Source organism: Zestomonas carbonaria (assembly GCF_904061905.1).
Taxonomy (GTDB): Bacteria; Pseudomonadota; Gammaproteobacteria; order Pseudomonadales; family Pseudomonadaceae; genus Aquipseudomonas; species Aquipseudomonas carbonaria.
This window is the reverse complement of sequence record NZ_CAJFCI010000070.1, coordinates 1-14,209: the sequence shown is the minus strand read 5'-3', so window position 1 is coordinate 14,209 and position 14,209 is coordinate 1. Positions and strand designations below refer to the sequence as shown.

11 protein-coding genes and 1 pseudogene are annotated in these 14,209 nt (G+C 62.5%); 3 read left to right on the top strand and 9 right to left on the bottom strand.

Going from position 1 to position 14,209, the window contains the following annotated elements:
- Nucleotides 1-22: 22 nt before the first annotated feature.
- The 6 genes from PSEWESI4_RS16730 to PSEWESI4_RS16705 all read right to left on the bottom strand — a co-directional run bounded on the left by PSEWESI4_RS16730 (nt 23) and on the right by PSEWESI4_RS16705 (nt 7,368).
- Nucleotides 23-4,687, bottom strand: a complete 4,665-nt coding sequence (locus tag PSEWESI4_RS16730) for a PilC/PilY family type IV pilus protein (protein WP_187672350.1) — start codon at nt 4,685-4,687, stop codon at nt 23-25.
- 21 nt (nt 4,688-4,708) lie between these two features.
- Nucleotides 4,709-5,140 (bottom strand): pilus assembly PilX family protein, encoded by a 432-nt coding sequence (locus PSEWESI4_RS16725; RefSeq protein ID WP_187672349.1) that lies wholly within the window; start codon nt 5,138-5,140, stop codon nt 4,709-4,711.
- Nucleotides 5,141-5,169: 29 nt separating this feature from the next.
- Nucleotides 5,170-5,817 carry a PilW family protein gene (locus PSEWESI4_RS16720; RefSeq protein WP_187672348.1) on the bottom strand — a complete coding sequence of 216 codons (648 nt, stop codon included), beginning with the start codon at nt 5,815-5,817 and terminating at the stop codon, nt 5,170-5,172.
- A complete protein-coding gene (gene pilV / locus PSEWESI4_RS16715) occupies nt 5,814-6,293 on the bottom strand; it encodes a type IV pilus modification protein PilV (protein WP_187672347.1) in 480 nt (159 codons plus the stop codon). Before pilV ends, PSEWESI4_RS16720 begins: the two co-directional genes overlap by 4 nt.
- The gene (locus tag PSEWESI4_RS16710; protein ID WP_187672346.1) at nt 6,290-6,754 is read right to left on the bottom strand and encodes a GspH/FimT family pseudopilin; all 465 of its coding nucleotides are present in this window, start codon (nt 6,752-6,754) and stop codon (nt 6,290-6,292) included. Before PSEWESI4_RS16710 ends, pilV begins: the two co-directional genes overlap by 4 nt.
- Nucleotides 6,755-6,852: 98 nt before the next feature.
- Nucleotides 6,853-7,368, bottom strand: coding sequence for a GspH/FimT family pseudopilin (locus tag PSEWESI4_RS16705; RefSeq protein ID WP_187672345.1), 516 nt, complete (start codon nt 7,366-7,368; stop codon nt 6,853-6,855).
- Between the two features lie 77 nt (nt 7,369-7,445).
- On the opposite strand from PSEWESI4_RS16705, the gene thiO reads away from it, so the two are divergent.
- Nucleotides 7,446-8,549 carry a glycine oxidase ThiO gene (gene thiO, locus PSEWESI4_RS16700; RefSeq protein ID WP_187672344.1) on the top strand — a complete coding sequence of 368 codons (1,104 nt, stop codon included), beginning with the start codon at nt 7,446-7,448 and terminating at the stop codon, nt 8,547-8,549.
- A gap of 379 nt (nt 8,550-8,928) precedes the next feature.
- On the opposite strand, the gene PSEWESI4_RS16695 is transcribed toward thiO, so the two are convergent.
- Genes PSEWESI4_RS16695 through PSEWESI4_RS16685 form a run of 3 tightly spaced genes read right to left on the bottom strand, consistent with a single transcriptional unit; the run spans nt 8,929 to nt 12,092 of the window.
- Nucleotides 8,929-10,269 (bottom strand): sigma-54-dependent transcriptional regulator, encoded by a 1,341-nt coding sequence (locus tag PSEWESI4_RS16695; RefSeq protein WP_187672343.1) that lies wholly within the window; start codon nt 10,267-10,269, stop codon nt 8,929-8,931.
- Nucleotides 10,270-10,273: 4 nt separating this feature from the next.
- The gene (locus PSEWESI4_RS16690) at nt 10,274-11,866 is read right to left on the bottom strand and encodes a sensor histidine kinase (RefSeq protein WP_187672342.1); all 1,593 of its coding nucleotides are present in this window, start codon (nt 11,864-11,866) and stop codon (nt 10,274-10,276) included.
- Nucleotides 11,856-12,092, bottom strand: coding sequence for a PP0621 family protein (locus PSEWESI4_RS16685; RefSeq protein ID WP_187672341.1), 237 nt, complete (start codon nt 12,090-12,092; stop codon nt 11,856-11,858). The genes PSEWESI4_RS16690 and PSEWESI4_RS16685 overlap by 11 nt, the downstream gene beginning before the upstream one ends.
- A gap of 526 nt (nt 12,093-12,618) precedes the next feature.
- Here PSEWESI4_RS16685 and PSEWESI4_RS16680 point away from each other — a divergent pair.
- Both PSEWESI4_RS16680 and PSEWESI4_RS16675 read left to right on the top strand, forming a co-directional pair.
- Nucleotides 12,619-13,944 (top strand): YjiH family protein, encoded by a 1,326-nt coding sequence (locus PSEWESI4_RS16680; protein ID WP_187672340.1) that lies wholly within the window; start codon nt 12,619-12,621, stop codon nt 13,942-13,944.
- Between the two features lie 40 nt (nt 13,945-13,984).
- Nucleotides 13,985-14,209, top strand: a pseudogene (locus PSEWESI4_RS16675) (urocanate hydratase); the annotation flags it as partial.

Sequence of the window (14,209 nt, the reverse complement as noted above, 5' to 3'; positions counted from 1 at the left end):
TACCCCGCCTTGCGTTGCGTGGCTAGTCGAGGTCTGCGCTGTCCATCCAGTAGGTTTTCCCGAGCGGAGGCATGTTGGCCTTCACGGGATCAAGGGATGGGTCTGGAAGGACCCAGCAGTCGTTGCCGCTACAGAACAGTTGCGGGTCTCCGGAAATACCGCCGCTGTTGCTGAGATCGGATCGATCGCCAGGTGTGCCGTTGCCGTTCACCGGTACAGAAGCGGGAGTGGCATCAAGTAGACGGACTCTGTAGGAGCGGTTCTTGCCAACTGTCGCGCTGCAGGCCGCCGTACTGGTGCTGGGCTCGTAGGTGTTGAAGTACAGCTCACCACCAACGGTAAGCGCGCGGGACAAGACCTTCTCGCCTGAGTTGGTAAGGGTTATGTACCAGCCGCCAGTGATATTCCGGAAAGCGTTATTGGCATCCGATTTCTGAGTGGCATCACCTGCCTGAACCAGGTTCAGGGTTGCATCGTACAGGTGGGCTTCCGTCAGTGTGCCTTCGCCGGTGGTCTTGAACAGAGCCGAGGTGCGGAAGGAGTAGAAGCGATCCACGATGTATTCGTTCAACGGATGGCCCCTGTAGCCGCTGCCGATATTCACGACCAGAGAGCGGCTGCCGTTGATGTTCAGCAACGCCACGTCAGGCTCGTGGTAGAAGCGTCGTGCCGATTCTGTCGTGGTACCGCCGATAGTGGCGAAGACACCATCGCCACTGGTACCGGCGGCAGTTACCAGTCCCGCACCGCTCTGGCCGTTGTTGATATAGAAACGCCACACCTGGCCGCCCATGTCGCCGACGAAGAATTGGTCCGCCAGCTTGTCGGGGTCGGTCACCAGGACGCCGTTCGCTTCCTGGATATCGATGACCCGAACACCACTGGGGATGCTGTATTTCATCTTGGACAGGATCAGGTCATGGCCGGAACTGTTGCTGACGGACCAGATTTTTTCCCCGGTCTTGGCATCGACGATATAGATGGCGTTGCCGATGTCGTCCTGGGCGTACACGCTGGTGGAGGTGTTGAGGTCGTCCTGGTCCTTGTCGTAGCCGCCAGCGAATATCAGCACATCCCTGATGGTGCTACCGACCTTGATCCGGGTCTTGACCGGGGCAGACCAGGTCTGGGCCAGTTTCTCGAAGCCAGTGGTCGTTCCGCCGAGGATCTGCCAGAGCATCTTGGGTTCGTTGCGATTGGTAATGTCGAGCGCATAGATATTGCGACCGCCGCGTCCCATGGTGGCATAGGCGTAGACGAATTCCCCGGTGTTCAGGCCCGTCGTGGTTCCGGTGCTGGGATCGCCGTAGATGACGCCATTGTTGTTGGCATCGTTCACCCAAAGGGTCACGGTGTTGTCCATGCCATACAGGCGGGGCTTGGTCGAAGAGGACTTCGCATTGGCTCTGAGCTGCTTGATGTTCGGAAGCAAGGCCTCGGGCATGAAGGCGAACTGTTCAACACCCGTGCTGGTGTTGAAGGCATGAATGAACCCTTCGTTGGTGCCCATGATGGCGCTCAGGTCCGGGCTGGTGCACTCGCCGTTTGCATAGGTGTTGCAACCGTAGGTGACCAGGCGGGGCGAGGAGTGGATGGGGTCCCCCAGGGCCTGGCGATTCGTGTCATTGCCGCTGTCGTCGGTATCCACTCCACGGATGTACTTGAGCAGGTTGGCGCGCTCGACCGTGGTCATGCTGCTGTCGCCAAGTCTTTCGGCGGTGATGTTGGTATTGGTGGAGATCAGGCTTTCCAGGGCTGCGGGGGTACCCGCCGGGGAGTTGCCCAGATAGGTGAACAGCTTGCGATTGGCTGGCTCTGGCAGCTTGAAGCCGGCACCTCCTTTCGAGATATCGCTGCCATCCTGGGTGGCGCTCCAGAAGCTGCGTGCACTGCTCTTGAAGAAGCCGGTGTTGCCGTCGATGGCCGCGGCATCGTCGGCATCGACGATGGTGGCGACGGTGCCTTCGGTTTTCAGGCGATAGCGTTTGAGGTTTCCTGCCCAGCGATCGGTTTCAGAGGGGCGGAAGAGAGCGAAGTAAAGCTCATCCAGGTTATCCGCGCGGTTGAACGAGTTTACGGGAGCACTGGTGTTCACGAAGGTGGTGTTGGTTGCCAGGGCCGCCTGGACGATATCGTCGAAGGCGTTGGCGAGATCGGCGGCGTTTTCCGCCTGGTACGCTTTGCCACCACCGAGGCTGGCGAGGTTGTTCAGGAATGTAGTGGCCTGGTTGTTGGAGCTGGTGTTGAAGCCAATGGTATGGGTCGTGACTGTGTTGAGACCGTCATAGTCAGCCTGATCTTCGGTCGCGAGCCATTGCACGACGCTGCGTCCGCATTTCTCGGATGAGTAGGTGGAGTCGCCAGAGCAGGAGGAGCCTATCAGCGAGGCAATTCCGTCTTGCGCTGCGGTTTGTGCCGAGCTGGGGTTGGTGTTCGCTTCCCCATCGGTCAGCAATACCAGGTAGTTGGCTTGGCAGGAGCTGGTGATGGGGCTGGGCACGTTGCCAATATGCTTGCCTGGCTTCTGGGCCAGATAGCCCGCGGCTTCATATAGCGCAGGCACGATGGGCGTATAGCCGTTAGCTGACAGGCCCTGCACGATGCCGTTGGTATAGTCGCGAATCGTGTAGCTGTTCTCGCCCAGACCGCCCGAGGCGAGTTTGACGCGCAAGGTGATGCTGCTGCCTGCGCCATAGTCTCGGGATCTCACGGCCAGACTGCCGCTGCTGGGGCGGATCAACAGGCTGAGCGCATTGCCGTCGGCCCAGCCGGAGCGTGCGAAAAGATTCTGTAGCTGTGTCTTGATCCCTTCGGCTGAACAGGTGATCGGTACTCCTGCCGCGACAGGTGCGAAGCTGCAGGTGGCGCCGCCGCTGCTCGGGAAACGATTGCTGATGTTCTCCCTGTTTGTTGTGAGTTCGGCGGAGTTGTTGACGTCTTCGATGTAAACGGTGGCATTGCCGCTGTTCGTATTGTTGGGGGTGACGATGATCTGTGCTTCTTTTACGGTCGCGCCTTGCTTGACCGGCACTTTCTGGTAACGACTGGCGATGTAGCCATTGGAGAAGGACAGCGTTGTCGAGGTCAGGTTGGGGGTTCTGGTGCTTGAAGAGGTTCCTGCCTGATAACCGTCATCCTTCGCGTCGATCACGGAAATATCCAGGATCGGGTCCAGACAGCCGTCTTCTCCTCCTTCGTACGTAACGTTCAGCACCGGCTGGAGATCCTTGGCAGCATCGACGCTGAAGGTTGTACGGCTTCCGGTTCCCGATGTGGGCGTGATGAAGAAAGCCATGGAGTTGTTGCCACACCAGTCGGCGTTGCTGTTGATGACGCTCTGTACCAGGGCTGTGACAGTGGGGCCCTCCACGTAGACCTGAGGGCTGCTGGTGCGCCACTCGGCGGGTGTCCAGGTCGCGCTGTTCGATGTCTTGACCCGACCAGTGAAGTTGCTGGCATTGGCGGTGAAGATGGGAGCGTCTGCAATGTTCTGTGCAGTGATGCTGAAGGTCACCGGGCGGTCATCGGAGGCGGCCGGTACGAAGTCGATGCGCGCAGAAGTGATGGTCGCCCCCTTGGGAATGGCGACGTTCTGGAAGCGCAGGCCGGTTGTGCGGTTGATGTCCGTACTCCCGGTCCATTCGATCTCCAGGCGAGGGGTGTGCTCGGGAGATGTGGTGGTGCCGTCACCGAGGTACCAGGAATAGCTGTTGCTACCGGTTCCGCGCAGTCGCAGAGCGACATCGGCAATAGGGTTGTCGGAAGGCGGCAACCCCCGCAGATTCTGGAACTGGGTCGTGAGGTTGAAGGTGAGTTCTTCCCCATTCCTGTCTGGAGTGACCGTGGCGATATTCAGGTTGGTATTGCCGAAATCACGGTCGCTGCCGATGGTGTCGTCGTTATTGAAGGCCGCGGCAGTCTTCGTGTTTTCGATCTTGACCGAGAATGGCCTGACGGTCCCCGTGCTGGTGCTAGCTCGAGTCACGACCAGCCTGGCGGCCGTGATGGTCACGCCGGCCGGAACGTTGAGATTGCGGAACAGCAGGATTCCGTCGTTTCCGGAACTGCCCGTCGTGGAGTTGATCGTGGCCTTGGTGCCGCTCGGGCAGACCGTGCCTTGGGCTGCGATCTTGGACGAGCAGGCATAGTCGACACCACCACTCCTCACGACATAGTAGGAAGAGTATTCCGCCGAATAACTGGAGCCGGTTCCGAGCGAGCGGGTAACGTTCTGCTCGCTGTTGCCGGTATATCCCATGACCAGGGTTGGGTCGCTGATGTTCGTGGTGCCATTGCTGGAATAGCTGGCGTCGTCGCCACTGGCGAGAAGCACCGGGTTGGACAGCTTGACGTTGACCGATTCGTCGATGGGCCGGACAGGCGAGAGCAGGCGAGAGCCCCCTGTTGTGCTGTTGAGCGCCATGACCCCGACGTTGATGCTGCCTGCATTGTTGATGATGCTGCTGAAGGCGGTCTTGAGCTGCGCCATGCGGGTAGGGGTGTTCCTGTCGTTCATCGACCCGGAATCGTCGAGGATGAACAACACGTTGGGACGGATGCCCGCATCGATGGCTGAGCCGCCGAAGAAGATTTCCGTGTCGTCGGCGTAGCTGATCCCGCTATACAGAACCAGTGCGGTGGCCAGCGTGGATGCAAGGGCGCTGCACAGGAAGTTTGGCGCTTTCATGATGATTCCTTGTCCTTGAATTCAGTAGCGAACCAGGTGGCCCTGGAGATGTTTGGCCCGGGCCGGGTTGTCGGTGTCGGCACAAGTGCTGTTCACGCAAGACTTCCCAGTGCTTTCGATATTGAAACAGGCGTATTGGAAGGAGCCGCCATCGTCCGCCGCATTCAGCGAGTAGGAGGGGACCACGTCGAAACAGGCGCTGGGCTGTGGGGCGCTTGCCTCATAGGGGACCGTGTCGGTGAGGTTGACCTTGCCGGTCGTGATGGGCTCGATCTTCGGGTTGGATTCGTATTCGGCGATCCAGCCTCGGATCCCGCTCTCCGCGGCCTGGAATGCGACGTTCTGCTGTTGGCTGTTGGCCGCCATGCGTTCCTGTAGCGATGATTGGGTGGCGGCGGTGATGGCGATGATGGTCAGCAGCAACAGCAGTACCAGGCTGACGAGCAGGGCCATGCCATTCTGGTGGGCACGTAAGGTGGTCATCAGAGGCGATTCCTGAGTTCGTAGGTACCTGAAAACACGCGAGAGATCTCATTGCGCGTGTCGGTAATGGTCAGTGTGATTCGCGCGGAGCGGGCCGATGCCAGCTCGGCGGTGGTGATATCGGCGCTGTTTTTCCACAACGTGTTGCCACCGCTGGGAATGCTGAAGCTGATGGCAGTGATCGCCGCGTTGTCCAGAATCGGGTCGGCCACGCCGCCGTTGATACTCTTGCAGATGCGTTGAACGTTCCCGCTCGGGCAACTGCTATAGGTCACGTTGTTCAGGTACAAAGTGGTGTTGTCGCAGGCCTTGTTGGTACCGAACAGGGTGCCGGTGTTGGTGGGCGTGGCGTAGCGGAATGTGATGCTGCCTGTCGCGGTGGCCAACGCTGCATCGGGGAATGTCAGGCTGCCGATGGTGGTTTTGTTGGCTGCCGAACTGCAGCCCTGGTAGCCGGCACGACGTGCATCTGCGCCGATGATTTCCAGGGCTATCCGGCCGCTTTCCTGCACCCTGGCCATGGCGGTATTGGTGCGGTCTGAGGCGGTGGTGTTGCTGAAGAGCTGGATGACGCCGAGCAGCAACAGGGAGCTGATGAGGATTGCGATCATCAGCTCGATCAGGGAAAGACCCTTCTGCCGTTTCATAGATCGATCCTCAAGCTGAAGGATGGGTTCACCTCGGTACCGTCCTGGTTCTCGAGTTGGGTACCTACCTCGCTCCAGGAAATGGTGACCTGATACTCGTTCTGGTTATCGCGCACGATGCTGGCGGTTGCTCCGGGGATGCCGTTGGCCAATGCCGTTCTCCATTGGAAAAGGTCAAGCTGGGCCTGCTGGCTGGCACTGCAACCGCTGCTGGCGCAGCCTGGGTCACTGGTGGCCTCGGTATCGACATTCAGTTCGTAGTCGTCGGTGGTGACGGCCTGGGTGTGATTGGCGCGCATGCGCTCGACGATGTCGTAGGCCAGTACGCTGGCCTGGCTGCGCAGGTAGGCGCTCTGGCTCGATTGCAGGCTGCTCATCATCAGGGTGGCCATGCCGAGCAGGCCGACAGCGAGGATGACCAGGGCAACCAGGACTTCGATCAGGGTGAATCCTTGAGTGGATCGTCTGGTTTTCATGAGCATGAGCTTCCACCGCAGGCTTGGCCGATGGCGTTGATCTTGATCTGCCGCGATTGCGGGCGAGAGTCGCTGATGGTGACGGTGGCGGCCGTGGTGGTGCCGTCGGAGTTGTAGTCCACCTTGCTGGTCGAACTGGTCACGGTAACCTCGTCGCTGACGGGAGCGACAACGCGGAGGAGGCTGTTGCCTCGCATTACCAGGGCGCCACCACTCCAGTCGGTACTGTTGGCACAGGCCGTGTTGTCGGCATTGGCGGCACAGACGCTGATGGTGGCGCGCTGCATGACGGCTTCGCTGCGAGCAAATTGCAGAGCGCCGACCAGACTGTTGGTCGTGTTGGTCAGCCGGTTATCGAGTGTCAGGGATCGAAAGCCGGGGAAGCCTATCGTCGCCAGGATGGCGACGATGACTATGACGATCAGCAACTCGATCAGAGTGAAGCCGTTACGCAGTTGCATGGTAGATATCCAGTTGGGCCCATGACGACTGTAACGGGTGGCCGTGCAGGCTTCCGCTGGGATGGGACAGGCGAGCCGGATAGCCGACGAGCTGCAGTTCAACCGCAGCTTGCGCCGGCTGCGGGTGACTGGGTTCGCGCCCGCCCCGAGACACTGATCACAACTTGCTGGAGTGGCTGCCCTTCGCGACACAGGGTGAAGGTGCCGTTGAGTGCTCGGGTAGTGCCATCGCGTTGATACAAGAGATGGGGGCGGCGACGAAAGTTCGACCAATGCCATGAGTAGGCGGGAGGAATGTCCTGCTGGCGAAGCAACTCTTCTCCGGCGTCGATCTGGCCGTTGCGGTTCCGGTCGATGAAGGCCAGCAGATGTCGTTCCCATTTCGGGGACCCGCTGCATTGCATGTGTCCGGAGCAAAGCGCGACGCTCGCTTTTCCCTGCACCGCAGTGCTGCGGGCATAATGCAACTGGCCCAGCAACTGGTTGACCAATTGGGTTTGTGTGTTGCTGTTCAGCATCGAAGTGAAAGAGGGGAGTGCCAGGCTGAGCAGGATGCCGCCGATCAACAGGCAGAACATCAGCTCGACCAGGCTATGGCCGTGCATCGTTTTCATGTTTCCAGCTTCCTTGCCAGAAGTGAGGTGAGGGACTGCGTATTTCCGTGTCTATCAGGATGGATTCAACGCCAAAAATGAACAGTAAATCTGTGATCGTCGTCGGGGCTGGAGCAATTGGTTTGCTGAGTGCCCTTCATCTGGCCCGGGCTGGGGTGGCTGTCAGTTTGCTGGAGCGAGAGTTGACCGGCCAGGAATCCTCCTGGGCCGGCGGCGGTATCGTTTCTCCGCTCTATCCCTGGCGCTACAGCCCGGCGGTCACGGCGTTGGCGCATTGGTCGCAGGATTTCTATCCGCAGTTGGGCGAGCAGTTGCTGGCTGAGACGGGGGTTGATCCGGAGGTGCATGTCACCGGGTTGTACTGGCTGGATCTGGACGACGAGGCTGAGGCGCTGGCCTGGGCGCGGCGTGAGGGGCGGCCGCTTTCGGTGGTGGGGATCGACGAGGCGTATCGTTCGGTGCCGGTGCTGGGACCGGGGTTTTCCCATGCCGTGTATATGGCAGAAGTGGCCAATGTGCGCAATCCACGGCTGACCCGAGCGTTACGCGAGGCGTTGTTGCGCATGCCGAACGTGACCTTGCGCGAGCATTGCGCGGTGCAGGGTTTCCTCCGCGAAGGCGAGCGGGTGGTCGGGGTGCGTACGGCGGATGGCGAGTTGCGGGCCGACCGGGTGGTGGTGGCGGCTGGCGCCTGGAGCGGGGAGTTGCTGGCGGGGTTGGGAATCGAGCTGCCGGTCGAGCCGGTGAAGGGGCAGATGATCCTCTTCAAGTGTGCCGAGGATTTCCTGCCGAGCATGGTGCTGGCCAAGGGGCGCTATGCGATTCCGCGCCGGGACGGGCATATCCTGGTGGGCAGCACCCTGGAGCATGTCGGCTTCGACAAGACGCCGACGGAAGAGGCGTTGGTCAGCCTCCGGGCTTCGGCGATCGAGCTGTTGCCGGCGCTGGCCGAGGCGGAGGTGGTGAAGCAGTGGGCCGGGCTGCGACCGGGCTCGCCCGAAGGCATTCCCTATATCGGGCCGGTGCCGGGGTTCGATGGGTTGTGGCTGAACTGCGGGCATTACCGCAATGGGCTGGTGCTGGCGCCGGCGTCGTGCCGATTGCTGGCGGATCTGCTGCTTGGGCGTGAGCCGATCATCGATCCGGCGCCTTATGCGCCGGCGGGGCGGGGAAGCCTATAAAGCCGATAGAAGCGCTGGAGGCTGGACGAGAAGGCGGCTCGGGGTTGGGGGACTTTCTTTGGGTCCCCGCGTTCGCGGGGATGACGTGGAGGAAACTTCAGCGCTCGACCGTCGTCCTCGCGCATGCGGGGACCCAATGAACAGCCGTAGGGTGGATGTCGCTTTTTACATCCACCGGCTTTGGTGGGTGGGCACTCCCTGGGTGGTTGCCCCCGTGGAAAACGCTTCGCGGTTTTCCACCCTACGGTTGAGGTGTTCTCCCGGATTGCATCCGGGCTACGGACCTTTGGATCCCCCCACGTCATTCGGCATCAAGCTTTTCCTTCCAGCCTTCCAGCCTTCCAGCCTTCCAGCCTCCAGCGCTCTTCTCGAACGTCCCTCAATCGATCCCCAGCTTCTTCAACCGATAGCGCATCGAGCGGAAGGTCAGGCCCAGGCGTTGGGCGGCGGCGGTGCGGTTCCAGCGGGTTTCCTCGAGGGCCTGCATGATCAGTTTGCGTTCGAGGTCTTCCAGGTAGTCTTCGAGGTTGTCGATCTGCGCCAGGCTGGCTTCGCCGGTTTCCGCGGCGCCGCAGGCGTCGGCCAGGCGCAGGTCGCGGGCCTGGATCTGGTCGTCTTCGCACAGGGTGTAGGCGCGTTCGAGCATGTTCTCCAGTTCGCGCACGTTGCCGGGGAAGCGGTAGTTCTTGAGCTTGTCCAGGGCTTCCGGGGTGAGCCTGGCGGCAGGCAGGCCGCTGCTGTCGGCCAGGCGCTTGAGCACCACCTCGGCGATGGCCGGGATGTCCTCGCGGCGTTCGCGCAGGGGCGGCACGCGCAGTTCGATGACGTTGAGGCGGTAGTAGAGGTCCTGGCGGAAGCGCCCGGCGGCGACTTCCGCGGCGAGGTCCTTGTGGGTCGCGCAGAGCACGCGTACGTCGACCACTTGCTCCTGCTGGCCGCCGACGGTGCGGATGGCCTTTTCCTGGATGGCGCGTAGCAGCTTGACCTGCATGGCCAGCGGCAGGTCGGCCACTTCATCGAGGAACAGGGTGCCGCTGTTGGCGGCCTGGAACAGGCCCTGCTTGTCCTCGATGGCGCCGGTGAAGCTGCCTTTCTTGTGGCCGAAGAATTCGCTTTCCATCAGTTCGGAGGGGATCGCGCCGCAGTTGACCGGCACGAACGGCTGTTCGTTGCGCGGGCCCTGTTCGTGGATCAGTCGCGCCACCAGTTCCTTGCCGCTGCCCGATTCGCCGCTGATGTAAACCGGTGCCTGGCTGCGCGCCAGCTTGTGGATCTGCTTGCGCAGTTCACGCATCGGCGGCGACTCGCCGAGCAGGCGGCTGTCCACCGGCAGGCTGGGGTCTTCGGGCGCACGCAGGCGCAGGGCGGTGGCGACCAGCTCGCGCAGGCGGGCGAGGTCGACCGGCTTGGTGAGGAAGTCGAAGGCGCCGGCCTTGAGGGCGTGGATCGCGGTGTCCAGGCTGCCGTAGGCGGTGATCATCGCCACCGGCACCTGCGGATGGCGTTGCTGGATGTGCTGCACCAGGTCCAGGCCGGTGCCGTCGGGCAGGCGCATGTCGGTCAGGCACAGGTCGAACGGTTCGCGCGCCAGCCACTCGCGGGCTTCCTTGACGTTGCGCGCGCTGCGGGTGTCCAGCTTCATGCGGCCAAGGGTGATTTCCAGCAGTTCGCGGATATCGGGTTCGTCGTCGACGATCAGGGCGCGTTGTCGGGTGGCCATGGGTTCAGCTCAGCTTGCGGGGATGGGCGAAGGTGATGCGGAAGCAACTGCCGCCGCCTTCGCGCTGTTTGTAGTCGAGGCGGGCCTGGTTGCTTTCGCATAGCTCGCGGGAAATATACAGGCCCAGGCCGGTGCCTTTGTTCTCGGTGGTGTGAAATGGCTCGAAAAGGCGTGGAACCTGTTCCGCCGATACACCGGGGCCGTCGTCGAGCACTTCCAGTACCGGCAGGTCGCTGCTGGCGTCGCGGAACAGACGCAGCCAGACCTGGCCGTGGGGGTTGCGCTGGGCGCTGTAGCGGAGGCCATTCTGCACCAGGTTGGTCAGCACCTGTGTGAGCTGGTTGGGATCCATGCGTGTCTGCAGGCTGCCGACACCGGTTTCCACATGGAGCTGCTGGGTGCTCGGCAGGCTGTTGCGGAATTCCCCGGCGAAACGGTGTAGCCAGTATTTCAGGTCGAGCAGTTGCGGCTCGGACTGGCGCCGGCGGGACAGTTGCAGGACGTTCTCGATCACCAGGTTCATCCGCCGCGAGTGGTCCTGGATGATCTGCAGCAGGCGCTGGTCCGGTCCGTCCAGATGCTCCGACTCTTGCAGCAGTTGCGCCGCGTGGCTGATGGCGCCGAGCGGGTTGCGGATCTCGTGGGCGATGCCGGCGGTCAACCGGCCGAGGGCGGCGAGCTTGAGTTGCTGGGCCTGCTGGGCGATCTGCGAGATGTCGTCGAGGAATACCAGGGTGTGTTGCTGCTTGCCGCGTTGCAGCAGCACGAAGCTGGGTTGCAGCGCGGGGCCGCCTTCCTGGGCCTTGAGTTCGGCCGGGCGCAGGGTCGGGTTGTCGTGCCATTGCTGCAGGCGCACGACCAGTGCCGGGAAGTAGGGATCGATGATCCGCCCGGCGAGCCGTTCCTGGCCGAGCAGGCCCAGCGCTCCCTGGTTGGCGAGCAGCACGCGGCGCTGGCTGTCGAGCACCAGGATGCCGGTGCGCATGCGTTGCAGGATCTGCTCGTTGAGCGCTTCCAGGTTGGCGACATCGGCGGCGCGCTGTTCGGCGAGGGTCTCGCTGACTTGCAGGCGCCGCGACAGGCCCTGGACGAACAGCGCCGCGGCGAAGCACAGCGCGCCGAGGGCGCCGGCCTGCAGGTAATGGGAGGCGGCGGACGGGCGGCTGAGGCTGAGGTAGAAGGTCAGGTAGATCAGCGCGATGGCCGCCAGGGCGGCGATCAGCAGGCCGATGCGGCCGCGCAGCAGGATGTTGGCGATGGCCACGGCGACGATCAGCAGGTTGCCGATACCGCTGGGCGTGCCGCCGGCGGCATAGAACAGGCTGGACAGCAGCAGCACGTCGATCAGCGCCAGGGCGAACACCTGGGCCAGGTGGTGCGGCCGCTGCATCAGGGTGGCGACCAGCACGTTGATGATCAGGTACAGCCAGCTTCCATAGCGGAACCAGTCGGCGTTGGTCACCTCGAGCAACTGGTTGTCCAGTTCGCTGGAGATCAGCAGCACCAGGGCCAGGCCGATGATCAGCCGGTACAGGTTGTAGAGCCGCAGGATGCGCTGGCTCTGGTTGCTGCCGAGCGGAAGGGATTCAGCCGTCACCGTGCTTCGGTCCCTGGGTCAGGTGAAGCTTCGAGCAGTACCAGTTCCCGTCGTGCGGCAGGGCGTGGTCCTGCGGGACGTGCACGCCGCAATGGGCGCAACGCACCATGGGCGTGGCGCCCGGCTCCGACTTCTCGCTGGGGCGGGGAGCGGCGGGGCGTTTGAAGCGGCGCCACAGCCAGATGGCAAGGGCGATCAGCGCGATCCAGAAGAGCAGGCGACCCATGGTTTTCCCTTCGTAGGAGGAGAGTCGCAGTGTATCCAAGAACCGCTTCGCGATCCGCTATGTCTTGGGCATTCGTGGGGAAAGGGGCTGTTCTTTATTGAGATAATTCTTATGTATATACAATTGGCTGGTCGACTCCAATCCCAGATCTCGCGGGCGAATGCCCCGGTGCCCGCTGGCTGGGCGCCAGGTTAAGACCGGAGTCGCGCTTTGCGGCGCGCCGACGGACGGAGGATTGACGGCCATCCTGTCGACTCATATTGTATATACATATGCGGTGGAAGACCTGCCAGGCACGGGTTCCGGTGCGAACCCTGCGCTTTCGACGGCCCGCCCCGCTGTTTCTGACCGGCCGACCCAGCCGGCCACTTCCCACACAAGAACAAGTAAAGAGGAAACACCCATGACCACCGCTACCCGCCATCCGACCCCGCAACGCAGAGCCCCGCTACTCGCCAGGAGTGCTCGTATCTAGGTCGGTCCGGGGCCAGGCGTACCCGCCAGCCCGTTACTGCGGAGAAATGCCATGTCGGAAGAACTTGCCATGGGCAGTACTGTCGTGAAAGGGCACGCCTTGGCGCGCCTGCTGGGTTTCAGCCTGATTGGAATAGTGCTGTTTTTCGTTCCCGTGGAGCTGGCCGGACGCTCGACCCTGCTGCTGGATCATGCCGCCACGCTTTTGCAGACCCATGCCCGGCCGCTGGTGATAGGCGCGGCGCTGCTGTTCATGCTCTACGGCGCCATCGCGCCCTGGTGCAACGGGTCCTGGCGCCAGGACTCGACCCGCCTCCTGTTCAGCGTGTTCAAGGTGCTCGGCCTGCTGATTGGCATCAGCTACCTGTTCGGCGTCGGTCCGGCCTTTATCTACCAGCCGGACATGCTGCCCTTCCTGTTCGAGAAACTGGTGCTCAGCCTGACGGTGATCGTGCCGCTGGGCGCCCTGGCGCTGGTGTTCCTGATCGGCTTCGGCCTGCTGGAGCTGATCGGCGTACTGATGCAGCCGGTGATGCGCCCGCTCTGGCGGACTCCGGGCAAGTCGGCGATCGACGCGGTGGCTTCCTTCGCCGGCAGCTATTCGGTGGGCCTGCTGATCACCGACCGCATGTACCGCGAGGGCCACTACAGCCTGCGCGACGCGGCGATCATCGCGACCGGTTTCTCCACCGTCTCGGTGCCCTTCCTGGTGGTGGTGGCCAGGACCCTCGACCTGATGGATCAATGGAACCTGTACTTCTGGAGCACCTTGCTGGTCACCTTCCTGGTGACCTCGGTCACCGCGCGCCTCTATCCGTTGGCCTCGCTGCCTTCGCAACGGTTGCCCGAGCCCGAGCTGGAGCAGGGTGAGAGCCGTATCGGCAGCGCCTGGCGCGCGGGCCTGACCCAGGCGGCCTGCGCCCCGTCCCTGGGCCGGGCGCTGTGGGGCACCTTCGTCGATGGCCTGCGCATGACCTCCGCGATCCTGCCGAGCATCCTCGCCGTCGGCCTGATGGGCCTGCTGGCGGCCAAGTACACCCCGCTGTTCGACGCCATCGGCCTGCTGTTCTACCCGGTCACCTGGCTGTTCGGCCTGGAGCAGCCGATGCAGGTGGCCAGCGCATTGGCTTCCGGGCTGGCGGAAATGTTCCTGCCGGTGATGCTGCTCAAGGATGCCGACCAGGTGGTGCGCTTCGTCACCGCCATCGTCTCGGTGAGCAGCGTGCTGTTCTTCTCCGCATCCATCCCCTGCATGCTCGCCACGCGGATTCCCCTGCGCCTGCGCGACCTGCTGCTGGTGTGGCTGCAACGCAGCCTGCTCAGCCTGGTGTTCAGCATCCCGTTGGCCCACCTGGCGCAATTCCTGGGTTGGCTCTGACGGCCGCCCCTTGTCTTCCATCCATTACGAGGAGCCTGTCATGACCAAGTTCCGTGACGTCGAAATCCGTGCCCCGCGCGGCACCCAGTTGAATGCCAAGAGCTGGCTGACCGAAGCGCCGCTGCGCATGCTGATGAACAACCTCGACCCGGAAGTCGCCGAGAACCCGAAGGAGCTGGTGGTCTACGGCGGCATCGGCCGCGCCGCGCGCAACTGGGAGTGCTACGACAAGATCGTCGCCACCCTCAAGGAGCTGAACGACGAC

Coding starts and splice junctions, on each gene's coding strand:
- PSEWESI4_RS16730 (WP_187672350.1), bottom strand. CDS start 4,687: ATGAAAGCGCCAAACTTCCTGTGCAGCGCCCTTGCATCCACGCTGGCC.
- PSEWESI4_RS16725 (WP_187672349.1), bottom strand. CDS start 5,140: ATGGCCCTGCTCGTCAGCCTGGTACTGCTGTTGCTGCTGACCATCATC.
- PSEWESI4_RS16720 (WP_187672348.1), bottom strand. CDS start 5,817: ATGAAACGGCAGAAGGGTCTTTCCCTGATCGAGCTGATGATCGCAATC.
- pilV (WP_187672347.1), bottom strand. CDS start 6,293: ATGAAAACCAGACGATCCACTCAAGGATTCACCCTGATCGAAGTCCTG.
- PSEWESI4_RS16710 (WP_187672346.1), bottom strand. CDS start 6,754: ATGCAACTGCGTAACGGCTTCACTCTGATCGAGTTGCTGATCGTCATA.
- PSEWESI4_RS16705 (WP_187672345.1), bottom strand. CDS start 7,368: ATGAAAACGATGCACGGCCATAGCCTGGTCGAGCTGATGTTCTGCCTG.
- thiO (WP_187672344.1), top strand. CDS start 7,446: ATGAACAGTAAATCTGTGATCGTCGTCGGGGCTGGAGCAATTGGTTTG.
- PSEWESI4_RS16695 (WP_187672343.1), bottom strand. CDS start 10,269: ATGGCCACCCGACAACGCGCCCTGATCGTCGACGACGAACCCGATATC.
- PSEWESI4_RS16685 (WP_187672341.1), bottom strand. CDS start 12,092: ATGGGTCGCCTGCTCTTCTGGATCGCGCTGATCGCCCTTGCCATCTGG.
- PSEWESI4_RS16680 (WP_187672340.1), top strand. CDS start 12,619: ATGTCGGAAGAACTTGCCATGGGCAGTACTGTCGTGAAAGGGCACGCC.